This window comes from Agrobacterium cavarae (genome assembly GCF_004310285.1).
Taxonomy (GTDB): domain Bacteria; phylum Pseudomonadota; class Alphaproteobacteria; order Rhizobiales; family Rhizobiaceae; genus Agrobacterium; species Agrobacterium cavarae.
The window spans coordinates 221,391-244,377 of the sequence record NZ_SISF01000023.1 but is presented as its reverse complement, the minus strand read 5'-3'; the positions used below and the strand labels follow the sequence as shown (position 1 = coordinate 244,377).

Here is a 22,987-nt window from a genome sequence, read left to right as displayed (position 1 = left end):
CAGTCAGAATCTTTCCTCAACGCTCACCGCATAGCTGTTGCCGCTCTGGGTGCTCTTTTCGTAATTTTGCTTGGGAGCTTATTGCTCGCTACAGCCAGGTGCCGACTTATATAATCCTAGCCCCGCCCTTGTAGGTAGCACTTTGTTGCCCGACTGGGAGGATACTAGGGCCTGCATTTGTGAACACCGCTGGCACAGGACTTTGTGCACTGCTCCTTACCACAGTCGGAGGCGTCAAGGTGGCTGTCATTTTAGCGCAATCTCGTATCATCGAGTTGTTCCTTGCTCCGATTACCGTCTTCGTACAGATCACACCTATTGTCGCCGTCGCGCCTCTCATCTCGATGTATGCGCCTAACCCACGCTCCGCGCAGCTCAGCGATGCGTTCATCGTTACGTTTTTTCCGATCATGCTAAACGCCTTGCAGGGCCTGAGAGATGTTGATCGAGGTCGGGCCGACGCCGTGCGCCTCTATACAGATTCTCGTTGGAAAATGCTGACCCTGCTGCAAATTCCATCCGCAATACTAAGCTTCTTGCTAGCTTGAAAGTTGGTGTTGGCCTCGCTTTGGTTGACGTGAGTTAAAGCCGCGCTAATTCAAGCCGCATCTTGCAAAACGAGCCTTGAAGGAAAAGAGCAATTTTTTGGGGTGTGCAAGATTTGTGCTGCTGTATTTCTAGCATATGCAGGATCAAAGAGCTTTTTAAAGCACCAATGATATTAAGGATCTAATGGTGCCCGGAGGCGGATTTGAACCACCGACACGCGGATTTTCAATCCGCTGCTCTACCAACTGAGCTATCCGGGCACTACAGGCTCTTGAAGAACCTTCGCTTTTTTGAAGCGCCGGGGAGTGTTCCGCCCCGGAAGTGAGCGGGGTTATAGCATCTTGTTCGGACATGGCAAGCGCCCGGACGAACTTTTTTGACAGTTTTTCTTCAGCCCGTTTCGAAGCTTCTGACGCTATCAAAAAGAGGGGAGCGAGGAACCAGATGTTCCTCGCCCCCGCTCCATAAAAGGCGTGCTCTGGACGCTGATCAGAGGCTTATTGTTTCGATCCCGCGGTGAGGCCAAGTGCGAACGGAACGGCCGCCACGAGAAGTGCGATCATCGGCGACGAGGCGAAGATCCGGCTCGCGAGCGAAGTGATGGCGACGGATCGGACGACGGGGAGCCAGTTCGGGGTGTCATATGAACTCGAGCGAGATGGCGCATTTCGCGATGCGCTCAGCTTCTCGACCTCGCGACGGACCTCGTCGAGATCACGGCGCAGGTCTGCGATCTGTGCTTGCAGCGATGCTTCTTCCGCAGGTTTTCTTCCGGGCTTTGGCGGGGCCGGACGACGATCGAGCGCTTTCGGCTTTTCGTCTGCCCGCTCTTCGTCCAACTGAGCCAGTTCGTCTTCCAGGTCGGCCGGCTTGTCGAAACCGTGGGATCGTGCGGGCGCTCTCATTCACATCTCCTTTTGGAATATCCTTGGGCTCCCGATCATGCTCAGGAGAACTCCTTCTCCAAACGCCGGAGGGGGCAAAAGGATGCAGTACCGCCTGGAGGAAGCGCGCCGCGCTCGCACAAAAGAAAAAGGCGACCGGATGGCCGCCTTTTCGTTGTTGTGACCTGTTTCGCTCAAGCGGCCTTGGCAGCTTTGGCATAGGGGTCGAAGCGACCGTAGAAGGTCTCGCCCTTGGCAGCCAGATCCTTCAAGAGTGGCGTCGGGGCAAAGCGCGGGCCGTATTCAGCTTCGAGCTTTTCTGCCAGTGCCACGAAGTTCGCAACACCCATACCGTCGATGTAGGACAGAGCGCCACCGGTATAGGGCGCGAAGCCGAAGCCGAGGATAGAGCCGACATCGGCCTCACGCGGATCGGTCACAATGCCCTCTTCCACCGTGCGGGCCGCTTCCAGTGCTACGGTGACGAGGAAGCGCTGCTTCAGCACGTCCATGTCAACGTCCTCTGGCTTCTTCTGCGCGTAGAGGTCCTTCAGGCCGGGCCAGAGGGATTTCTTGGCGGGCTTCGGCGGGTAGTCGTAGAAGCCCTTGGAGTTCTTGCGGCCGAAACGGCCTTCGTCTTCCACCAGCTTCTTGACCAACTCCATGTGGCGTGGATCGACGGCCTTGTCTCCGAGATCCGCAGCCGTGGCTTTCAGGATCTTGTAGGACAGATCGATCGCCACCTCATCGTTCAGCGCCAGCGGGCCGACCGGCATGCCGGCGAATTTTGCGGCGTTTTCGATCATCGTCGGCGGCACGCCTTCGATCAGCATTTCATAGCTTTCTGCCATGTAGCGCAGCACGCAACGATTGACGAAGAAGCCGCGCGTGTCGTTGACGACAATCGGGGTCTTCTTGATTTTGGCGACGTAATCCAGCGCGACGGCGAGCGCCTTGTCGCCGGTCTCCTTGCCGAGGATCACTTCGGTCAGCATCATCTTCTCGACGGGCGAGAAGAAGTGAATGCCGATGAAATCCACCGGGCGCTTGGAGTTCTTCGCAAGGCCGGTGATCGGCAGCGTCGAGGTGTTGGAGGCAAAGATCGCGCCTTCCGGCAGAACCGCTTCCACCTGTTCGATGACGGCCTTCTTCACGTCGCGGTCTTCGAAGACGGCCTCGATGACCAGGTTTGCCGTCTTCAGCGCGTTGTAATCCGACGTTGGGGTGATGCGCGCGAGAATGGCGGCACCCTCCTCCGGCGTCATCCGGCCCTTGTCGACGGAACCCTTGACCAGACCTTCACAGGTGGTCTTGCCCTTGGCTGCGGCTTCCTCATCGCGGTCGATCAGCGTGACGTAGAGGCCTGCGACAGCCGTGACATAGGCAATGGAGGCGCCCATGAAGCCGGCGCCGACAACACCGACATGCTTCAAGTCGCTCTTCGGCTGACCGGCAGGGCGGCGTGCGCCCTTGCCCAGTTCCTGCATGGAAATGAACAGCGAGCGGATCATCGCGAAGGCTTCCTTCGAGCGAAGGATCTCGGTGAAGTAGCGCTGCTCGACCTTCAGTGCGGTGTCGAAGGGCAGCTGCAGGCCCTCATAGACGCATTTCAGGATGGCGAGCGCGGCCGGATAGTTGCCGGCGCTTTCACGGCGCAGGATCGCCGGTGCGGCTGGCCAGAGCTGTGCGGCCGCTGGCGTCCAGATGCCGCCGCCGGGTGCCTTGAAGCCTCTTTCGTCCCATGGGGCGATGGGTTTCAAACCGTCCTTGATCATCTGCTTGGCAGCGGCAATCAACTGATCCGGCTCCACGACCTGATGCACCAGGTTCATCGCCTTGGCGCGCTGGGCAGTCAGAGACTGGCCGGTCGTCATCATCTGCAACGCCGACTGCGCATCGGTCAGGCGCGAAACGCGCTGCGTGCCACCGGCGCCGGGGAAGATGCCGACCTTGACTTCCGGAAGCGCGATCTTGACGCTTTTCGCGCTCGAAGCCACGCGGCCATGGCAGGCGAGCGACAGTTCGAAGGCGCCGCCCATGCAGGTGCCGTTGATGGCGGAGACCCAGGGCTTGCCGTTGGTTTCGATCTTGCGGAAGAGACCATTCATCTTGCCGACGAGATTGAAGAGCTTCTGGGCTGCTTCATCCGGGTTCTTCGTCTTCTCTTCATGGTAGAAGGAGAACATCGACTTGATCATCGAAAGATCGGCGCCGCCGGAGAAAGTGCTCTTGCCGGAGGTAAAGACTACGCCCTTGACGGCTGCGTCCGCAACCGTTGCATCGACGATGGCGTTCAGCTCTTCCATCACCTCGGCGGTGAAAACATTCATGGATTTTTCAGGCATGTCCCAGGTCACAAGGGCAATGCCGTCTGCATCGGTTTCGATTTTGAAATTGGTGTAAGTGCTCATTGTGGGATTCCTCTTCCCTGAATTCTCTTTTCGGTCAGTACAGCCAGACGGCGAGGCCCAAGCAGACAAACACAAGAACGAGAAAGACGATCAGACCTCTGCTTTCGGCACGACTGGTCTTCATGTCTTCCTTGGTCAGGACGCGGGTGGATTGATCGTAATCCTGCGCCATGTCCTTGCCGAGATTGTGCAAAAGCTGTTGCTGCTCAACCTCGTTCTTGGGTCGTTCGTAAACCTCCCGCCGCATGGCCAGTCACTCAAACCCGCTCGATCACCGTCGCGGTGCCCATGCCTGCACCGATGCAGAGCGTGACCAGCGCGGTGTTGAGATCGCGGCGTTCCAGCTCGTCGAGAACCGTGCCGAGGATCATGGCGCCCGTGGCACCGAGCGGATGACCCATGGCAATGGCGCCGCCATTGACGTTCATCTTGTCGTGGCTGATGTCGAAGGCCTGCATGTAGCGCAGAACGACGGCGGCAAAGGCTTCGTTGAGTTCGAAGAGGTCGATGTCGGCAATCGACATGCCCGTCTTCTTCAAAAGCTTTTCCGTCACGTCCACGGGACCGGTCAGCATCAGGGCCGGATCGGACCCGATATTGGCGAAGTGCCGGATGCGCGCGCGGGGCTTCAGACCCATGCTTTCGCCACCGGCCTTCGAACCGACCAGAACAGCGGCCGCACCATCGACGATGCCTGACGAGTTGCCGGCGTGATGGACGTAGGTGATCCGCTCTACTTCCGGATGCGCCATAATGCCGACGGCTTCGAAGCCGCCCATTTCACCCGGCATCTGGAAGGAGGCGTTGAGCGAGGCGAGCGCCTGCATATCTGTGCCGGGGCGCATGTGCTCGTCACGGTCAAGAATAGTGATGCCGTTCTGATCCTTTACGGGAATGACGGAATTCTTGAAGTAGCCGTTCTCCCAGGCGTGCGCGGCACGCTTCTGGCTCTCCACCGCATAGGCATCCACGTCGTCACGCGAGAAGCTGTACTTCGTGGCAATCAGATCGGCCGAGACACCCTGCGGCATGAAATAGGCCGGGAAGTTGACCGAAGGGTCCATGTACCAGGCACCGCCCGACATGCCCATGCCGACGCGCGACATGCTTTCCACGCCGCCTGCAATGACGATTTCGTCCGATCCTGCGGCAACCTTGCCGGCGGCGAAGTTGACGGCGTCGAGTCCCGACGCACAGAAGCGCGAGATCTGCATGCCCGGCGCCTTGGTCGAGTATCCCGCCTCAAACGCTGCCGCCTTCGGGATCACCGCACCGGCATCCATGACCGGATCGACACAGCCCATGATGATGTCATCGACGGTCGCCGTATCGAGTCCGTTGCGGTCGCGGATCGCTTCAAGCGTCTTGGCGGCAAGGCGAACGGACGGCACCTCGTGCAGGCTGCCATCTTTCTTGCCGCGTCCGCGCGGGGTGCGGACGTGGTCATAAATAAAAACGTCGGTCATGTCTCATCTCCCTGTGGCAGGTGACTGCCTGAAAATTGTTGGAGGCCGCATGCGGCCTCCTCATCCGTGTCAGAACGCTTCGGCAGCGAGCTCCATCATCGTATCGCTGCCAGCTTCGATGCGGGTCTTGCGCAGCGCCGTTTCCGGCATCAGGCGTTCCATGAAGAAGCGGGCCGTGACGAGCTTGGCCTTCAGGAATTCTTCGTCGGAAGAACCGGAGGCCAGCGAAGCCTGGGCCGCCTTCGCCATACGGGCGTGCATGTAACCGAGGACCACCAGACCGAAGAGATGCATATAGTCTGTGGAGCCAGCGCCGGCATTGTCCGGCTTTGCCATGGCGTTCTGCATGAACCACATGGTTGCAGCCTGCAGATCGTTCAAGCCCTTCTTCAGGCCCTTTGTGTAGACGACCAGATTTTCGTCCGCGCGGTTTTCTTCGCAGAAATCGCCGATTTCCTTGAAGAGCGCCATGACGGCACGGCCACCATTGAGACCAAGCTTGCGACCAACAAGATCGAGCGCCTGGATGCCGTTGGCACCCTCGTAAATCATGGTGATGCGGGCGTCGCGCACATATTGGCTCATGCCCCATTCTTCGATATAGCCGTGACCGCCATAGACCTGTTGAGCGGCAACTGCGTGGTCGAAGCCCTTGTCGGTCAACACACCCTTGACGATTGGGGTAACGAGGCCGAGCAGGTCGTCTGCCGCCTGGCGTGCCGCCTCGTCGGTCGAACGATGTGCAATGTCCGATTGCAGCGCCGTCCACAGCAGGAAGGCGCGGCCGGCTTCGTTATAGGCGCGGATCGTCAACAGCGAACGACGGATATCGGGGTGAACGATGATCGGGTCCGCCTTCTTGTCCGGATGCTTGGCACCGGAGAGCGAACGGCCCTGAATACGATCGCGGGCGTAGTTTGCAGCGTTCTGGTAGGCGATCTCGCCGATCGAAAGACCCTGCAGACCGACGCCGAGGCGCGCCTCGTTCATCATCACGAACATGGCCGAAAGGCCCTTGTTCTCCGCGCCGATCAGGTAGCCGGTCGCGTCGTCATAGTTCATGACGCAGGTGGCGTTGCCGTGGATGCCCATCTTGTGCTCGATCGCACCACAGACCGCGCCATTGCGCTCGCCAAGCGAGCCATCGGCATTGACCAGGAACTTCGGCACGATGAAGAGCGAGATGCCCTTGGTGCCTTCCGGTGCGCCCTCGATACGGGCGAGCACCAGATGGACGATATTGTCCGTCATCGAATGTTCGCCGGCGGAGATGAAGATCTTCTGGCCGGAGATCTTGTAGGTGCCGTCACCCTGCGGCACGGCCTTGGTGCGCAGCAGGCCGAGATCGGTGCCGCAATGCGGCTCGGTCAGGTTCATCGTGCCGGACCATGTGCCAGCCACCATGTTGGGCAGATAGGTCTGCTTCTGTTCATCCGTGCCGTGAACGAGGATCGCGGCGATCGCGCCCTGCGTCAGGCCGGGATACATCATCAGCGACAGGTTGGCAGACGACATGAATTCGCCGACGGCGGCGTGCAGCGTGTAGGGAAGCCCCTGCCCGCCATACTCGGCAGGCACGGCCAGACCGCTCCAGCCGCCTTCACAGTAAGCGTCATAGGCCTGCTTGAAACCGTCCGGCACGGAGACCGTGCCATCTTCGGCGCGCTTGCAGCCTTGCTGGTCGCCGGAAAGGTTGAGCGGGAAGAGTTGCTCTTCGGCAAGCTTTGCAGCCTCGCCGGTAATCGCCTCGATCATATCGGGCGTTGCGTCTTCGAAACCGGGCAGGTTGTTGTAGCGCTCCAGACCCAGAACGTCGTTGAGAATGAAAAGAGTGTCCTTAACAGGGGCCTTGTACACAGGCATTACCGATGTTCCTCCGCATCGCTCGCCGGACCTTATCCGGCCTCAAGATGAGCTCACAATATTTGACGTGCGCGTAAACGTCAAATGTCTTTGGCGAGAATTTTCCCCTCATCACCATTTGCAACAATATCGTGTATCCCGCATTAAGTTTCGCGCAAGGATAATCATGAAGAAAGTATTAAAGCAGTAAATTCTAATTAACTCTTAATTAACCATAGATAGGCAATTGTCCTGTTTTAAGGAAGTGCTTCGGAAACGACGCAGTTCCAGAGGAGAAGAACGGCATACCCCTTTCCAGTCGGTGGAAGGGTCAAACGGCAAAGACGAAGCGAGCAGCAAGATGAGCGGATTGCGATCGAATTCCCGAGGACAGAGTGACAGATCGTCGCTGGACGCGCTCAATCGCACCATCGAAGGTCTGGAAGCACGGCTTGAAGACCTGCTGGGCGGCCCGATGGAAAGAAGCCGTCGCGAACCACCTGCCGAACGCCCGCCGGAGCGCGCGCCCGCACCGTCTCGTGCCCAGCGCGAACCAAGCTCTCGCCGATTCGATCCCGTCGATGAAATTCGCCGCCGTCAGCAAGCGCTCGATGACCACTGGAGCCGCGACGCCTATGAAGCGCCGCAGCCTGCCCGCAGCGCGATGCAGCAGGAACAGCGTCGTTATGACGATCAGGATTACCGTGCTTCCACCGCCATTCCGGCCTATCGCGCGCGACCGGCAGCCCCGGTAGAAGCGCCGCATGTCGAGCGCAGCCGCCCCTCACGCGCACCAGCCGCCCCAGCACCGGCCTCGCAGGGCGATGCGGCGTTGCGCGAAGTGGCCGAAGCACTCGTCAACCTGCGACAGGAATTGAAGAACGAACTCTCCGAAGGCGTTGCGCGCGAGATGCAGGGTGTGCGCAGCGAGTTGCGCAACATCCGCTCCTTTGCCGAAAACCAGGATTTCGCCGAGGATATTCGCGAAGACGTTGCCCGTCTTGCCGCGAGCATCGACCGCCTCAGCACGACATCTGGACCGGATTCCCAGGCGCTGCGCTCCGAGGTCGAGGAACTGCGCTCGCTGGTCGAGCAGATGGCTCGCCAGGACAGCATGCACAAGATGGAGCGTCGTTGGGACGAGGTCGAAGACACGCTACGCGGTTTCGACCAGACCGCGCTGAAGGAAGAGATCGTCGCGCTCGCCTATCGTCTTGACGACATCAAGAGCGACCTTGGCAATGCCAATAACAGCCCGGCCATCCGCGCGCTGGAAGACAAGCTCATCACCATGGCGGGCTTCGTCGAGCAGCTGGGCCGCCGCATTCAGCCGAACGAGAATGTTCTCACCGAGCATTTTTCCGGTGTCGATCAGCGTCTGGACGAAATCAGCCGCGCGATCGCCGCGACCTCCAATCGTGCTCACCATTCGCCAGATGCCGCGTTGATGGAACGGCTTGAGAACCGCCTCAACGGTCTTTCGGGCCAGCTTGACCAGCTGAAGGACATGAGTGCTGAGAAGGACAAGCCGTCCGACGCACTGACGGGGCGTCTCGACGCGCTGGCAAACCGCATCGAGGAGCTGTCATCAGATCGCCACATCTCGAAGCTCACCGAGCAACTCGACCAACTCTCCGCCTATCTGGAGCAATCCAAGCGCACGCCGGCGCAGCCTGAACTGACGTCGTTCCTCACCGATATTTCCAAGAAGATCGACCTGCTCGGCAATGGTGCGGTGAATGACAAGCTGGCCGAACGGCTGGACAAGATTGCTCGGCGTATTGACGATATCGATACGCGTCCAGTGTCCGGCAAAAACGCGGCCTATGATTCTGCCTTCCTTCGCCTTGAAGACCGTCTCGGCAAGATCGCCGCCAAGCTCGACGAAACAACCCGCTCCAGCAATACCGATCCCGGCGCGCTTGCGAGCCTCGAGAGCCACATCGCCAATCTGTCCTCGATGCTGAACGAGCAGAGCCACGCCCAGCCCACGGGCATGCCGCCTGAGCTTGATGCGCGGATGAGCGCAATCGAAGACTATATGGCGTCCAATGACGAATATATCATCGAGGCGGCACGACAGGCAGCCGAAGCGGTGCTGGAAGCGCACACGCGCAACAACCTGGCGCAGACCGCGAGCCCCGCGGACATGGTGGTGCTTTCGGAACTGGCGAACGACCTTCGCAAACTCGAGGGCCTGAGCCGCAACACCGATGAACGCACCCACCGCACCTTCGAGGCGCTACACGAAACCCTGTTGCAGATCGCAAGCCGTCTGGATGCGCTGGATGATCGCCGCGCGCCTGCGCCTGCCTATGAGCAAGAGCATTCGGCCTCCAATTCTCCGATGCCCTTCGCCAGCTTCTCGGAGGAAAGTCTTTCCTCGCTGGCAGCTGCGACCGCCACATCTTCCTTCGATACGGATACGGCTACCGCCTTTGCGCCTCCCGCAGCGGCCAAACCTGTCGCCGAAGAAAAGCAGGGCCTCCTTGCCAGCCTGACCCGCCGTTTCAAATCGGGCGCAGCCAGATCCGAGGGTGACGCGTCTGCCCCTGCAAACGGGCGCACCAACGTCAACCCGGCGCCGGCTCTCGATCCGATCGATTTTCTCTCGTCCGACGATGAAAATGAGCTTCTGGAGCCTGGCACCGGTGCCCCGGATGTGAAGAAGATTCTGGAGCGGGTTCGTGCCAGCCAGAATGCTCAGCGTGCCGGCGACAAGGACGGCGACAACCGCGCTGATTTCATCGCAGCTGCACGTCGTGCGGCCCAGGCCGCCGCACTTGAAACCATGCCAGAAAGGGCGACTAACTCCGGGTCGGCAAAAAGTAGCCGCAGCCCCAAGGGCGCGTCCATGCTGGCGCGCTATCGTCGCCCACTTCTGCTTGGGATTGGCGCCATTCTTCTGGCGATGATGGCCATGCCCATGGTCAAATCGCTTGTCGGTTCCGACACACCGCCTGCTCAACGGGTGACGACGAGCACGATCGACGCTGAGCCCGGCGTTGTATCGTCCGCAATTCCGGACGTTACCAATCAGGCCGTTACAGAGCCCTCCACCGCCCCGGTTGACGAAACCGCTCAGGCGGCAGCCGACCGGATGCAGAGCGATGCCGACAGACAGGGTCATTTGATCGACACGCGGCCGATTGGCGGCGCACCTCTGCCGCAAGAGGCGCCTGCCATCAATGTCGCAGCACCCCGCACCGAGATGGCCGCGGCCGAGCAGCTCCAGCCGAGCGGCACACCGCAGACCGATACAGCCGGTGCCAACACCAGCGAGCCCGGTACCTTAGCACCACAGGTTGAAACCGCGATTGCCGTCCCGTCCGCCATCACGCCGGCCTCTCTGGCAGAGGCGGCGGGCAAAGGCGATGCGCTGGCGCTCTTCGAAATCGCAGTACGCTACACTGATGGCGTCGGCGTTCAGGCGGATCGCGCAGAGGCGGCCAAGTGGTATAAACTTGCGGCGGACCGTGGTTTCGCACCGGCGCAATATCGTCTCGGCAACATGTATGAGAAGGCAAATGGCGTCGAACGCAATCTGCCGGAAGCGAAGCGCTATTATGAGATGGCCGCCAGCCAGGGCAATGCCGGCGCCATGCACAATCTCGCCGTCCTGCTGACATCCGACGCGGCAGGCCAGCCCGACTACAAGGCCGCTGCAGACTGGTTCATCAAAGCGTCCGATCTCGGCGTTCGCGACAGCCAGTTCAACCTTGCCATCCTTTACGCGCGCGGCAGCGGTGTTCAGCAGAGCCTGGAAGAGTCCTACAAGTGGTTCGCCATTGCTGCCCGCGATGGTGATGCCGATGCAGCCCAGAAGCGCGACGATGTGGCCAAGGCAATGAAGCCGGAACAGCTTGCCAGCGCCAAGGCCAAGGTCGACGCCTGGAAAGTGACGCCGCTCAATGAAGATGCCAATTCGGTGAACCTTCCCGATGAGTGGACCAATGCCGGCGGCGTGAAGACCTCTTCGGTCGACATGCAGAAGGCGATCCGCAACATTCAGGCCATCCTCAACAATAACGGCTTCAAGGCCGGTGTGCCGGACGGAAAGCTTGGCAAGACCACGGTCGCGGCCATTCGGGAATTCCAGAAATCCGTCGGCCAGACTCCGGACGGTCGCATTACCGACGAACTGGTGACGGCGCTGCTCGCTCGTAACAAGTAATCGGACGAAAAACTGACCTGTAGGAGGGGCCGGGACAACAATGTCGCTCCGGCCCTTCTTCTTTTCAAATTATCAACGTATTTGCCGTTGAATGATTGACAGGTCGTGGCCTGCCGGGCATGACCAACGAAGGCCCTTAAAGCCTTCTTTCAGACAGAGATTTGAATTGGCGGACAGGTGGCTTTGAGCCGACCGGGACGCCCGGAACCATTGCCCGAGGTCCGATTGTGACTGTCTATCTGCCCATCGCGGAATTGTCGGTGAATGTCTTCATCATCCTCGGCATGGGCGCGGCTGTGGGGTTTCTCTCCGGCATGTTCGGGGTGGGCGGTGGGTTCCTCATCACCCCGCTTCTGATCTTCTATAATATTCCTCCGGTCGTGGCCGTTGCCACGGGTGCAAACCAGGTCGTCGCCTCTTCGGTTTCCGGCTCCATTACCCATTTTCGCCGCGGCACGCTGGATGTGAAGCTCGGCTCCATGTTGCTGATCGGCGGCCTTTGCGGGGCGACTGTCGGTGTGTGGCTGTTCACCCTGTTGCGCAGTATCGGCCAGCTCGATCTGATCATTTCGCTTCTCTACGTCATTCTGCTGTCGACCGTCGGCGGGCTGATGCTGAAGGAAAGCATCTCTGCCATCCGCCGCACGGCGCGCAATGAAACCATTCCGCTGCGCCGTCCCGGCCACCATAACTGGGTGCATCGCCTTCCCTTGAAGATGCGCTTCAAGAAGTCGAAGCTCTATCTCAGCGTCATCCCGATCATCGCACTCGGCTTTGCCATCGGTATCCTAACATCGGTGATGGGTGTCGGCGGCGGCTTCATCATGGTGCCGGCGATGATCTATCTCCTGCGTATTCCGACCAATGTGGTCGTCGGGACATCGCTGTTCCAGATCATTTTCGTCACCGCCTATACGACCATCGTGCAGGCGGCGACGAACTATTCCGTCGATATCGTACTGGCCTTCATTCTTATGCTGGCGGGTGTCATCGGCGCCCAATATGGCGTGCGTGTCGGGCAGAAGCTGCGCGGCGAGCAACTGCGCGCGCTTTTGGCGCTTCTGGTTCTGGCCGTTGGTATCCGCCTTGCCATCGGGCTTGTGGTGCGACCGGAAGATCTCTTTTCCGTTGCGGTCGGAGGGCTTGGCTATTGATGCGCGCTGCCCTCCTGGCATCGTTGGTGGTTTTCTGCGCCGGTGCAGCTCTGGCGCAAACGCCCCCGCTCGCGGTCTCTCCAGACGCTCAGGGCAAGCCGCGGACGCTTCAAGAGAACATCGAGATCGGTGCATCGACGAATGAAATCTCGATCGCGTCAGATTTTCGCGGTGCGGATTTCACCATGTTCGGCGCCCTCAACAATGCCGACCAGTTGCTGCTTGCCATCGGGCAATACGACATCGTCGTCACGCTGGAGGGCCCGAACGAATATACGACCGTGCGTAAAAAGAGCCGGGTGGCCGGAATCTGGATCAATACCAGCGCCATCACCTTCGCGCCGCTGCCGGAATCCTATTCCATGGCCAGCACCCGCAACATCAACGACATTGCCTCGCCTGGCACGTTGAAGGCGATGGGCCTCGGCGTCGAGCATCTGCCACTGAACAGCGCGGTATTTTCCGGCGTGCCGGACAATGTCTATGATTTTCAGGAGGCCTATCGCCGCCTGAAACTTGCCAGCGGCATCTATCGCAACGACACGACCGGGGTGCGGCTGGAGCGAACCGGCCTCTTCTGGGCAACGCTCCGCCTGCCTGCCAACGTGCCGAATGGCGTCCATACCGCCAGAGCCTACCTCTTCAAGAGCGGCATGCCTGTCGCCCAGCGCGAACTCAAGTTGCGCGTGGTGAAAACCGGCATGGAGCAAGCGATCACGAATGCCGCGCACCAGACGCCGGTCGTTTACGGTATTCTCTGTGTGCTGACGGCTGTGATCACTGGCTGGGGCGCGAGCCTGTTGTTCCGCAGGGACTGATTGCCACCTATCCCAGCAGGCTTCCGAAGCGAACCGAATAAATCCGGTCGCGTCCCATCAGATGCGCGATGAGATCCGCATGGTCGAACAGGCCGCGCATGGCCTTGTGGCGCAGGTCAAGCCCACCGCTCATGACGCCGAAGGCGGGCATCAGCAAGCGTGCGCCATCGGTGGCGAAGCATGGGCGGCGTACCGTCTTGTCGCGGCGGCGCACGGTGGCAGATGGATGGAGGTGGCCGGCGATTTCGCCTTTCGTGTCCACACCCTTCAGCTTGGGCTCATGGCGGAAGACGAGGTTGGCGTAGAACATCTCATCGACCGAAGAGCCCGGCAGATCCACCGTTCCATCCGGATCATGGTTGCCGTTGATCCAGATCCATTCGCGGCCTCTTGCCATCTCCTTGATAATCTCGCGCAGCGGCAGCGGCAGATGTTCCGATCCCTTGCGATCATGGAAATTGTCGCCGAGGCTGACGACAATCTTCGGATCGTAGCGGGCAATCAGCGAGGCGAGGATCTTCAATGTCGCGATCGTATCATAGGGCGGCAGCATCATGCCGCGCCGCGCGAAGGCCGCACCCTTTTCCAGATGAAGGTCGGAGACGACGAGCAGCGACAGATCCGGCATGTAAAGGCCGCCCAGCGGATCGCAGAGGGCCGCAACGCCATTGATGGCGGTTTCGGCTCCGAAGCATTCAAAGCCGGTGGACAATCTTTCACTCAAGGCAAGGCGGCTCAGCACGGCGTCTCGAATTCCCTAAGAGCAATCTCGCTGCCCTCTCTTTTGTTTCCACGTATCTTCCGGCGCGGCCTTCGAAACAAGCCTACGCCATCGCCTCGGCAATCAGCTCGTCGGCGGCTTCGGCCAGCACATCGTCTTGCGCCTGTCCCACAACCGTTTCGCGGCCGATTTCCAGCATAACGGGAACGGCAAGCGGGGAGACATGGTCCAGCGCGCGGTGATGCGTATGGCCCTTGATTCGCCTTAGCATATCGCCAAGTCGGGCAATGTCCAAAAGTCCCGCCGACGCATCGCGTCGCGTGGCTTCGAGCAGGATATGATCCGGCTCATGGCTGCGAAGAACGTCATAAATAAGATCGGCCGAGACCGTGACCTGCCGCCCAGTCTTTTCCTGGCCGGGATGACGGCGTTCGATCAGCCCTGCGATGACCGCACAATTACGAAAGGTGCGTTTCAAAAGGTAGGATTCGTCCAGCCAGGCTTCGAGGTCGTCGCCCAGCATGTCCTCATCCAGAAGGTCGGCAAGGGACAGCCGGCGCGATTGCAGGCGTTTGCCCATATCCTCCATCGCCCAGACGGCGAGTGAATAGTCGGTCGCCACAAATCCCATGGGCTTCGCCCCGGCCCGCTCCAGCCGGCGGGTCAGAAGCATGCCAAGCGTTTGATGCGCAAGCCGCCCCTCGAAGGGATACATGACCATGAAGAAGCGCTTGCGAAACGGAAATGTCTCGACCAGCAACTCGTCCCGCTTCGGGATGATCGACTTCTCTTTCTGGATCGCCAGCCAGTCGCGCACCTGATCGGGCAGCGTATGCCAACGCGAGGGGTCGGCGAGCATGGAGCGCACCTGATCTGCCAGATAGGTGGAGAGCGGAAACTTGCCCCCGGCATAGGAGGGGATCTTCGGGTCCATGGAGAAGGCCTGGCTGACAAGGCACTCATTCTCTCGGATGCCTTCAAAGCGCAGCACCTTGCCGGCGAACAGGAACGTGTCGCCCTGGACCAGTTGCTCGAGGAAATGCTCTTCCACCTTGCCCAGCGACATGCCGCCACGGCCAACCGTGCCCTTGGCATTGCGCTTGACCATCCGCACATTCAGCTCCGCCGCCTCGACGATGGTACCGAGGTTCAGTCGATATTGTTGCGCTACCTGCGGATTGGAAACGCGCCAGCGCCCGTCCTTCATCTGGCGAATGCGGGCGTAGCGTTCATAGGTGCGCAGCGCATAGCCGCCGGTTGCGGTAAAGTCGACCACGCGGTCGAACATCTCGCGTGACAGATCGGCGTAGGGCGAGGCGCTGGTGACCTCGCGATAAAGCTCATCCGCATCGAAAGGCTCGGCGCAGGCCATGCCGAGCACGTGCTGTGCCAGCACATCCAGCGCGCCTTCGGCAATCGGGGGCGTATCCTGAGCGCCGATGTAATTCGCATCGAGCGCCGCACGACATTCCATCACTTCGAAGCGATTGGCGGGAACGAGGATCGCCTTGGAGGGCTCATCCATGCGGTGGTTGGCGCGGCCGATACGCTGTGCAAGGCGGCTTGCTCCCTTCGGGGCGCCCACATGCACGACGAGATCGACATCGCCCCAGTCGATGCCAAGATCGAGCGTGGAGGTTGCGACGACGGCGCGCAGCTTGTTTTCGGCCATCGCCTGTTCCACCTTGCGCCGCTGCCCGGCATCCAGCGAGCCGTGATGGAGCGCAATCGGCAGGTTGTCGTCGTTGATCGTCCAGAGTTCCTGGAAGATTCGCTCGGCCTGCGAGCGGGTATTGACGAAGATCAGCGTCGTCTGATGGTCTTTGATCTCAGGATACAAATCCTGCATGGCGTAGCGGGCCGAATGGCCCGACCATGGAATTCGCTCCTCCGTCTGCAAGATCGCAATATTTGGCTTCGCGCCGCCCTCGACGGTGATTAGCCCTGCCGGTGGTTCGCCTTCCACCTGTGGTGCGAGATAACGCTGGAGATCCATCGGATCTGCTACCGTTGCCGAAAGACCGATGGTGCGCATGGCAGGCGCGTGGCGGCGGATGCGGGCGAGCGCCAGCGACAAGAGATGGCCGCGCTTGGAGGTGACGAGCGAGTGCAACTCGTCCAGCACCACATATTTCAGATCCTTGAAGAAGCGCTCTGCCTCTTTGTTGGCGAGCAGCAGCGAGACCTGTTCGGGCGTGGTTAGAAGAATATCCGGGGGTTTGAGCTTCTGCCGCTGTCGCTTGCCCTGCGGCGTGTCGCCGGTGCGGGTTTCTACCGTAATCGGCAGGCCCATTTCCGAGACCGGCTTCATCAAGTTGCGCTCGATATCGACGGCGAGCGCTTTCAGTGGCGAGATATAGAGCGTGTGAACGCCGACAAAGGCGGACCCCGGGGCCACCTTGCCACGCTCGGCCAGATCGGTCAGCGATGCCATGAAACCGCCAAGCGTCTTGCCGGCACCGGTCGGCGCAATCAACAGCATGTTTTCCCCGCCCCGTGCCCGGGCGGACAATTCCAGCTGATGCGCACGCGGGCTCCAGCCCTTCTCCGCAAACCATTTCTGGAAGGGCAAAGGCAGTGTTCCGGCGCTTTTCGCTAAGATTGGCGGATCGATGTGTTTCACCCCTCTAAAGTAGTGAAACTCTTCCAAAAAAGAAGAGGCTTTAGACGCCGCTTGACAGAGCCGCATAATCGCGGATAAATAATATCCATGATTATGGAGGTGACCCGATGAAGATGAGCGATGGCGTGGAACAGGCCATCCACAGCGTTGCAATGCTCGCCTCGCTTTCGCCCGACGGCGTGCTGTCAGCGGCGGCATTGGCGGAGTTTCATGGCGTTTCGACCAGCTATCTGCTGAAGCACCTTCAGTCGCTATCAGGCGCTGGTATTCTTTCGACAGTGCCCGGGCCGAAAGGCGGCTACAGGCTGGCAAAAGAGCCCGAGGGGATCACGCTGCTTGATATCGTGCTTGCGGTCGAAGGCCCGGCACCGGCTTTTCGCTGCGCCGAAATCCGGCAACGAGGGCCGAACCCGTTGCCTGACCGCTACTTCAGCAAGCCCTGCGGCATCAATGCCGCCATGCTGAAAGCGGAGAGAGCCTACCGGGCAGAGCTTGCCAAGACCACCGTCGCGGATATTCGTACTGATCTCGCCCGCGCAGACGATGGCGGCATTGCCGCACGCGGCTGCGCCTTTCTGGAGCTGAACGAGCGCAAGACGACGCGCTGAGACAAGCACTTCTTTCAATTCCATGACGGACAGGCCGCCGCCTGTCCGAACGATGACGCATGACCAACAGCAACTAAGGAGAAGCGACTATGGAAATGAGACTAAACCACACCAAGGCATCGCCCGAATCCTACAAGGCTCTTCTGGCGCTCGAAACATTCGTGCAAAATTCCGGGCTGGAGCGCCGCTTCATCCACCTTATCAAACTGCGCGCATCCATCATCAATGGCTGCGCCTATTGCGTGGACATGCATGTGAAGGAAAGCCGCAGGGACGGGCTTTCGGAGCAGTGGATCAACCTGATGAGCGTATGGCGGGAATCGACCGTCTACACCGCGCAGGAAAGAGCCCTGCTCGGCTGGGTGGATGCGGTGACGAAGATTGCCGAGACCGGCGCGCCAGATGGTGATTTCGACGCGTTGAAAGCGCATTTCAGCGAAGAGGAGATCGTCAAGATCACGCTTGCCATCGGTACGATCAACACCTGGAACCGCATTGCCGTCGGCTTCAGGATGCAGCATCCGGTCGATGCCGCCGCCAAAGCCGCCTGACGCTCTCGAACGAAGCGACCGTTACATGGCGATGTAGCGGTCGTTTCTGTGGTTGATGGCGATGACCAGGTTCATCACCAACGCGCCAAGAACCGAGCAAAGAATGACGAAGGGCGTGGCGATGAAGAAGGAGGCCAGCAGCACCATACCATCGAAGGCCAGTTGGATGAAGCCTGCCCGCCAACCGAAACGATCCTGCAGATAGAGCGCCAGAATACCGAAGCCGCCGAGGCTGGCGCGGTGGCGGAAGAGCGCCAGCATTCCTGCTGCGACCGTCAATCCGCCGAATAGCGCAGCGGCGATGGGATTGATCGATTGGAAGGCGAAGAGTCGCGGCATCATGTCGGACAGCACCGCCGTCAAGGCGATGGCGCTAAAGGTCTTGACCGTGAATGCAGGCCCAAGGCGACGAAAGGCAAGATAATAGAAGGGCAGGTTGACCAGGAAGAAGACAAGACCGAAACGCATGTCCGTTGCATAGTGGACGAGGAACGCGAGGCCGACGGTTCCGCCTGTCAACAGACCGGCGGCGGAAAACAGGGTGACGCCGAGAGACGCCAACATGGCTCCGGCAAGAACGCCCTGAACATCTTCCAGCAGAGAATGCCGGTCGGGTGTCGTGGCCCAAAGCCTTGCACGGTTTTTCCAGATCATATCGCGCATTGCCATCCCCACGATTTCGACAGCTTTCCTTGCGCCACGCCGGGCCAGATTTCAAGCGTCAGCGCACCACGATGTAGCGGTCGGACCGGTGATTGATGGCCAGGAACATGTTGAGGAAGAAGGCGCCGACGATGGAGTAGAGCACCGTCTTCGGCTCGATGACGGCAAAGGCGGCGATCATCACGCAGGTGTCGAAGGCAAGCTGGATCAGGCCGGCACGGATGCCGAAACGATCCTGCATATAGATGGCCAGAATGCCGATTCCCCCCAGGCTGGCGCGGTGGCGGTATAGCGCAAGCAGACCGTAACCGAGGAGAAGCCCACCGAGAATGGCAGCCCAAAGCGGATTGACGCTGTCGATCACCATCCAGCGCGATTCCAGTTCCGTCAGGACCGATACCAGCCCGATCGAGATGAACGTTTTCACCGAAAAGGCAAGGCCGAGGCGACGGAACGAGAGGTAGTAGAACGGCAGATTGACGAGGAAGAACAAAAGGCCAAAGCTGATGCCAAAGGCGTAATGGATAAGAAACGCGACACCTGCTGTGCCACCGGTCAGGAGACCAACCTTGTTCAGGATGTAAAAGCCGAGCGCCGAGACAATGCTCCCGGTGACGATACCCTGAACGTCCTCGATCGGTGAATGCTTGGCCGGGTCCACACTCCACATGCCATAGACGCTTCTGGTGAATGCCATGCGAAATCCCCTCGACAGGACCTGATTTTGTTGATGGTCTCCGTGTCGTCATCATAGGGTATTGGCGGCGGAGATGCGGTTATTTTGCACTGCAAAATGGCGCTCGACAACCGCTATATGTCAGCCTTCCTGACCAATCGACAAAATGGCAAGAAACGAAAAGCTTAGGCGGGTTTTGCGGCAAGAAACAGAATGCCGGAAAGTGGTTTTCCGGCATCCTTGCGAATGGTTGTTTTTCGGATTTGCAGGATCTCCATGCCGGAGGTGGCAAGAAGATTGCTCACATAGGTTTGCGAGTGCGCGTAGCGGAGCGACGGCTGAAGGACGAAACCCTCCTCCTCGCCCGCATCTTCGACCGAAAAGGCGAAGAAGCCTCCCCGCTCAAGCAGGGACAGAACCAGTGGCATGACCGTTTCGAGACTACCGAGATACATCATCACGTCGGCAGCGGCGACGAGATCGGCCCGGCCTTTTTGAAGCCCATCGGCAAAGAGGCCGGATGTCTCCTCATCAAGAGAAAGATCGGCCTGCGAGAGATGGTGGTAGATGCCCTTCTCTTCCGCCTTTGCCAACATGTTGGTGGAAATGTCGAATCCTTCCAGCCGTTCGGTCCAGTCGCGGATTTCAACACCCAGCAATCCTGTGCCACAGCCGATATCGACCATGCAGCGAAAGCGCTCGCCACTTGGGCGCGCCGTTTCGATGAGAGCTGCCAACTTCTCCGGCACGCTGTAATCGAGCTTCTTCACCAGCGAGGTTTCGAACCGATCAGCATAGTCGTCGAAAAGGCCCTCCACATAGCGGCTTGGTGGCTGCTCCGGCGTTTCGGCTGCCCCCAGCACGGCAAGCTTGAGGGGCGCTGCGAATATCCCCTCCTCGTCAAGCTCGGCGACCTTTTCGTAGGCCTTCACCGCATTGTCCTGCTGGCCCGCCTTTTCGCTGTACTCGCCCAGGCGAAACCAGCCTGCTGCCCAAAGTGGGGCCAGTTCCAGCGCCTGTTCGATCAATTCCGCGGCAGCCTGGTGGTCGCCGCTTTCTGCCAGCATGCGGGCGTAATCGGCACGACGATCAGCAATGACGTCGCCGGAGGAATGCTGGTTCTGGGCCATTCACGGATTTTTCCTGAAAGAGGTGGGCTCTCTTTCATCAAGCCATAAAAAAACTCAAGTCCTATTTCATCGCAAAGCCCGGATCGACGGTGTAAACACTGCGATGCTTGCATCGAAGCGCCGCGCTTCATATGTCTTGATCAAGGTTTGAAGGTGTTTGTCGTCATCCTGCGGATGCGGGGTTGTTCGGTGACAGGCTTTAGGAGATTTGCTGATGGCCGGTGAGGTCAACAAGGTGCTGGGTGACAGCGTTGGGCGCACGATCGTCAAGCTGCTGGTGATATCGCTGATCGTCGGATTTTTGATGGCCGTCTTCGGGCTGACGCCGTGGAGCATCATCTATGGTGTGCGCGACTTCGTTCTGAACATCTGGTATTCGGGCTTCCACGCGCTTGGCAGCATCGGCGACTATCTTCTGGCGGGCGCTGTCATCGTCATCCCCGTCTTCATCGTCCTCAGACTCCTAAGCTTGCGTTGATATGACCGACCATTCCCTGACGAATTTTTCCCGGCGCGGCTTCGTGCTGCTGTCCGCTGGCTCCGTTCTATCGGCGTGCATTTCCGTTCCCACCAACAAGGGCCTGCCGTCCGGCACCCGCGACGAGACGGCGGCGGCGTTGCCCATGGTCAACGAGCTTCGCCGCTCGAAAGGTCTCCCGACGCTTTCTGCCAACCCGGCGGCACAGCAGGCGGCCATTTATCAGGCCAACCGCATGGTGAAGGCGCAGAAGATGGCGCATCTCATCGGCATCACCGACAGCTTTCTGATCCGCATGAAGAACGGCAACGTGCCGCTCCCCGCTGCAGAAAATGTCGCCGCAGGTCAAGACACGGTCGAGCGGGTGGTCAAAGCCTGGATCGGCTCACCGCATCATCTGGAAAACATGCTCGGCAATTATGGCGGGCTTGGCGTCGCTGTCGCCTATGACAGCGCGGCGAAGAACCGGCCCTATTGGGCGATGGTGCTTTGCGCCTGATAAAGGCGTGCTCGCGCCCTATGCGAGCTGACATTCATCACAGTCTCTGTCGTGATCCTTGCCCTTGATGCGAGGATGACGACAGTGAAAGGGAGCGGGCCGTTTAAATCGACCGCGCCGCCCAGCTCTCCACTGAACTGTCGCGCAAATCCCGGATATTCCTGATCCCGTCCCGCTGCAGTCTCTCCGACAGGCCGCGTATAATCGTGCCGGGCAGGCCCGGCCCTTCGTAGACCATGCAGGAATAGAGCTGGACCAGGTCGGCCCCTGCCCTGATTTTTTCCAGTGCAGTCTCTGCCGACGACACACCGCCAACGCCGATGATCGGCAGGTCCGGTCCGACACGTTTGCGCATCTTTGCCAGCACCGTGGTGGAGCGTTCGAAGAGCGGCTTGCCGGAGAGGCCGCCGGCTTCCTGGTTGTTGCTGCCCGGCACCAGTCCGTCGCGGGAAAGCGTGGTGTTGGAGACAATCAGGCCGTCCAGCCGGTGCGACAGGACCTCGGCGGCGATGTCGTCGAGCCCTTCCTCGGTCAGATCAGGGGCGATCTTGAGGAAGACGGGGACGTGGCGCGACAGCTTTTCCGCCTCGCGATCGCGCTGCGCCAGCACCGCGGAAAGAAGTGCCGAAAGGCTTTCACGCGCCTGAAGATCGCGAAGGCCTGGCGTGTTGGGAGAAGAGATGTTGGCCGTGAAATAGGAGGCAACGGAAGAGAAGGTTTCGATGCCCTTCACGTAATCGGCAATACGATCGTCGCTATCCTTGTTGGCGCCGATGTTCACACCGACGATGCCGCGCAGGCCGGCGGCAATCAGGCGCGAAAGTGCCGCCGCATGCCCTTCATTGTTGAAGCCAAGGCGGTTGATGACGGCCTCGTTTTCCACCAGTCGGAAGATGCGCGGCTTTGGGTTGCCCGCCTGCGCGCGCGGCGTCACCGTGCCGATCTCGGTAAATCCGAAGCCGAGCTTGAGGAGTGGGCCTGGAACTTCGGCATTCTTGTCATAGCCCGCGGCCATGCCGAGCGGATTGGGGAAGACCAGTCCCGCCACCGTCTGCTGCAGGCGCGGATCATGCGGCACGTGGCAGGTGGGGATGAAACCGCTGCGCAAAGCTGTAATCGACATGCCATGCGCGACTTCGGGATCGAGCAGGAAGAGGCCCTTGCGTCCAAGGGAGGAAAACAATCCGCTCATGCTCAAACCTCCGGAAACTGGTGGGCGCCATCGTCGCCCAGCGTCAAAGGCGTTTCCCATAGCACGGCATTGAGCGGAAGCTCGCCATAGAGATGCGGAAAGAGATCGCCGCCACGGGAGGGCTCGAAGACCAGCTTGTCGCCGAGAGCGCCACCATCAACCGCGATGAGAAGCAAATCCTGCTGATCGGCGAAGTGGCGGGCTGCCGTTTCCTTCACCTGATCGGCCGTGGAGAAATGGATGTAGCCATCGGTCAGATCGATTGCCGCCCCTTTGAAAACACCCTCGTGCTTTGCTTTCTGCCACAGGGCATCCGGCACGATCTTGTAGATGACAGGGGGTGTCTTGCTCATCGGGCATCTCCTTCACGTCAGGGCGGTTTGCCGCAAATGGTCCCCGTTGTCCATCGATTCACACAGATTTTTATCCTCGACCGAGAGGTAGTGAGGCTTGGCTGCAATTGAAGACTTGTGTTGCTCACGATTTGGCGCAATCTTAACGGCGCAGTCGCCTGTCGGCCTGCAGGAGGAAGAGTCGCATGAAATGCT

The 22,987-nt window shown here is 59.7% G+C and carries 20 protein-coding genes and 1 tRNA gene; 8 read left to right on the top strand and 13 right to left on the bottom strand.

Translation table 11 applies throughout. The features are described 5' to 3' along the window. The first annotated feature begins 239 nt into the window (after nucleotides 1–239). Nucleotides 240–548 (top strand): hypothetical protein, encoded by a 309-nt coding sequence (locus EYC79_RS04280; RefSeq protein ID WP_130977239.1) that lies wholly within the window; start codon nucleotides 240–242, stop codon nucleotides 546–548. Between the two features lie 185 nt (nucleotides 549–733). Here the strand turns inward: EYC79_RS04280 and EYC79_RS04275 are convergent. The 6 genes from EYC79_RS04275 to EYC79_RS04250 all read right to left on the bottom strand — a co-directional run bounded on the left by EYC79_RS04275 (nucleotide 734) and on the right by EYC79_RS04250 (nucleotide 7,173). Beyond that, a tRNA-Phe gene (locus EYC79_RS04275) sits at nucleotides 734–809 on the bottom strand. 237 nt (nucleotides 810–1,046) lie between these two features. Beyond that, nucleotides 1,047–1,454, bottom strand: coding sequence for a hypothetical protein (locus tag EYC79_RS04270; RefSeq protein ID WP_130977238.1), 408 nt, complete (start codon nucleotides 1,452–1,454; stop codon nucleotides 1,047–1,049). A 173-nt stretch (nucleotides 1,455–1,627) separates the two neighbouring features. Then, nucleotides 1,628–3,844: a 3-hydroxyacyl-CoA dehydrogenase NAD-binding domain-containing protein gene (locus EYC79_RS04265; protein WP_130977237.1), complete on the bottom strand. Its 2,217-nt coding sequence runs from the start codon at nucleotides 3,842–3,844 to the stop codon at nucleotides 1,628–1,630. Nucleotides 3,845–3,878: 34 nt separating this feature from the next. Beyond that, on the bottom strand, nucleotides 3,879–4,091 hold the full coding sequence (locus EYC79_RS04260; RefSeq protein ID WP_130977236.1) for a hypothetical protein: 213 nt from the start codon (nucleotides 4,089–4,091) through the stop codon (nucleotides 3,879–3,881). Between the two features lie 10 nt (nucleotides 4,092–4,101). Continuing rightward, the gene (locus EYC79_RS04255; RefSeq protein WP_130977235.1) at nucleotides 4,102–5,310 is read right to left on the bottom strand and encodes an acetyl-CoA C-acetyltransferase; all 1,209 of its coding nucleotides are present in this window, start codon (nucleotides 5,308–5,310) and stop codon (nucleotides 4,102–4,104) included. Nucleotides 5,311–5,379: 69 nt separating this feature from the next. Continuing rightward, a complete protein-coding gene (locus EYC79_RS04250; RefSeq protein WP_062427013.1) occupies nucleotides 5,380–7,173 on the bottom strand; it encodes an acyl-CoA dehydrogenase C-terminal domain-containing protein in 1,794 nt (597 codons plus the stop codon). A gap of 340 nt (nucleotides 7,174–7,513) precedes the next feature. Between EYC79_RS04250 and EYC79_RS04245 the strand changes: the two genes are divergently transcribed. The 3 genes from EYC79_RS04245 (at nucleotide 7,514) to EYC79_RS04235 (ending at nucleotide 13,298) form a co-directional block, all read left to right on the top strand. Further along, nucleotides 7,514–11,326, top strand: a complete 3,813-nt coding sequence (locus tag EYC79_RS04245; protein ID WP_130977234.1) for an SEL1-like repeat protein — start codon at nucleotides 7,514–7,516, stop codon at nucleotides 11,324–11,326. Between the two features lie 227 nt (nucleotides 11,327–11,553). Then, nucleotides 11,554–12,480, top strand: a complete 927-nt coding sequence (locus EYC79_RS04240; RefSeq protein ID WP_062427292.1) for a sulfite exporter TauE/SafE family protein — start codon at nucleotides 11,554–11,556, stop codon at nucleotides 12,478–12,480. Next, the gene (locus EYC79_RS04235; RefSeq protein ID WP_062427014.1) at nucleotides 12,480–13,298 is read left to right on the top strand and encodes a TIGR02186 family protein; all 819 of its coding nucleotides are present in this window, start codon (nucleotides 12,480–12,482) and stop codon (nucleotides 13,296–13,298) included. Before EYC79_RS04240 ends, EYC79_RS04235 begins: the two co-directional genes overlap by 1 nt. A 7-nt stretch (nucleotides 13,299–13,305) precedes the next feature. Here EYC79_RS04235 and pdeM read toward each other — a convergent pair whose 3' ends face one another. Together pdeM and EYC79_RS04225 are read right to left on the bottom strand one after the other, a co-directional pair. Then, complete coding sequence (gene pdeM / locus EYC79_RS04230; protein WP_113327531.1) at nucleotides 13,306–14,040, bottom strand: ligase-associated DNA damage response endonuclease PdeM; 735 nt, start codon at nucleotides 14,038–14,040, stop codon at nucleotides 13,306–13,308. An 82-nt stretch (nucleotides 14,041–14,122) separates the two neighbouring features. After that, nucleotides 14,123–16,708, bottom strand: coding sequence for a ligase-associated DNA damage response DEXH box helicase (locus tag EYC79_RS04225; protein WP_245495184.1), 2,586 nt, complete (start codon nucleotides 16,706–16,708; stop codon nucleotides 14,123–14,125). Nucleotides 16,709–16,749: 41 nt separating this feature from the next. Here EYC79_RS04225 and EYC79_RS04220 point away from each other — a divergent pair, with 41 nt between their 5' ends. Then, nucleotides 16,750–17,250: an RrF2 family transcriptional regulator gene (locus EYC79_RS04220; protein ID WP_062599274.1), complete on the top strand. Its 501-nt coding sequence runs from the start codon at nucleotides 16,750–16,752 to the stop codon at nucleotides 17,248–17,250. Between the two features lie 89 nt (nucleotides 17,251–17,339). Continuing rightward, on the top strand, nucleotides 17,340–17,801 hold the full coding sequence (locus tag EYC79_RS04215) for a carboxymuconolactone decarboxylase family protein (RefSeq protein ID WP_062427018.1): 462 nt from the start codon (nucleotides 17,340–17,342) through the stop codon (nucleotides 17,799–17,801). A 21-nt stretch (nucleotides 17,802–17,822) separates the two neighbouring features. On the opposite strand, the gene EYC79_RS04210 is transcribed toward EYC79_RS04215, so the two are convergent. The 3 genes from EYC79_RS04210 to EYC79_RS04200 all read right to left on the bottom strand — a co-directional run bounded on the left by EYC79_RS04210 (nucleotide 17,823) and on the right by EYC79_RS04200 (nucleotide 20,270). Then, nucleotides 17,823–18,455 carry a YitT family protein gene (locus tag EYC79_RS04210; RefSeq protein ID WP_062445513.1) on the bottom strand — a complete coding sequence of 211 codons (633 nt, stop codon included), beginning with the start codon at nucleotides 18,453–18,455 and terminating at the stop codon, nucleotides 17,823–17,825. 67 nt (nucleotides 18,456–18,522) lie between these two features. Beyond that, a complete protein-coding gene (locus tag EYC79_RS04205) occupies nucleotides 18,523–19,134 on the bottom strand; it encodes a YitT family protein (protein ID WP_116493287.1) in 612 nt (203 codons plus the stop codon). A 191-nt stretch (nucleotides 19,135–19,325) separates the two neighbouring features. Further along, a complete protein-coding gene (locus EYC79_RS04200) occupies nucleotides 19,326–20,270 on the bottom strand; it encodes a class I SAM-dependent DNA methyltransferase (protein WP_130977233.1) in 945 nt (314 codons plus the stop codon). A 214-nt stretch (nucleotides 20,271–20,484) separates the two neighbouring features. Between EYC79_RS04200 and EYC79_RS04195 the strand changes: the two genes are divergently transcribed. Further along, a complete protein-coding gene (locus EYC79_RS04195; protein WP_062427020.1) occupies nucleotides 20,485–20,748 on the top strand; it encodes a DUF6460 domain-containing protein in 264 nt (87 codons plus the stop codon). Between the two features lies 1 nt (nucleotide 20,749). Continuing rightward, the gene (locus EYC79_RS04190) at nucleotides 20,750–21,247 is read left to right on the top strand and encodes a CAP domain-containing protein (protein ID WP_130977232.1); all 498 of its coding nucleotides are present in this window, start codon (nucleotides 20,750–20,752) and stop codon (nucleotides 21,245–21,247) included. A gap of 103 nt (nucleotides 21,248–21,350) precedes the next feature. Here the strand turns inward: EYC79_RS04190 and EYC79_RS04185 are convergent, their stop codons facing one another. Both EYC79_RS04185 and EYC79_RS04180 read right to left on the bottom strand, forming a co-directional pair. Next, nucleotides 21,351–22,439 (bottom strand): quinone-dependent dihydroorotate dehydrogenase, encoded by a 1,089-nt coding sequence (locus tag EYC79_RS04185; RefSeq protein WP_130977231.1) that lies wholly within the window; start codon nucleotides 22,437–22,439, stop codon nucleotides 21,351–21,353. 2 nt (nucleotides 22,440–22,441) lie between these two features. Further along, entirely contained in the window at nucleotides 22,442–22,792 is a 351-nt protein-coding gene (locus EYC79_RS04180) for a DUF952 domain-containing protein (RefSeq protein WP_130977230.1), read from the bottom strand. Nucleotides 22,793–22,987: the final 195 nt, after the last annotated feature.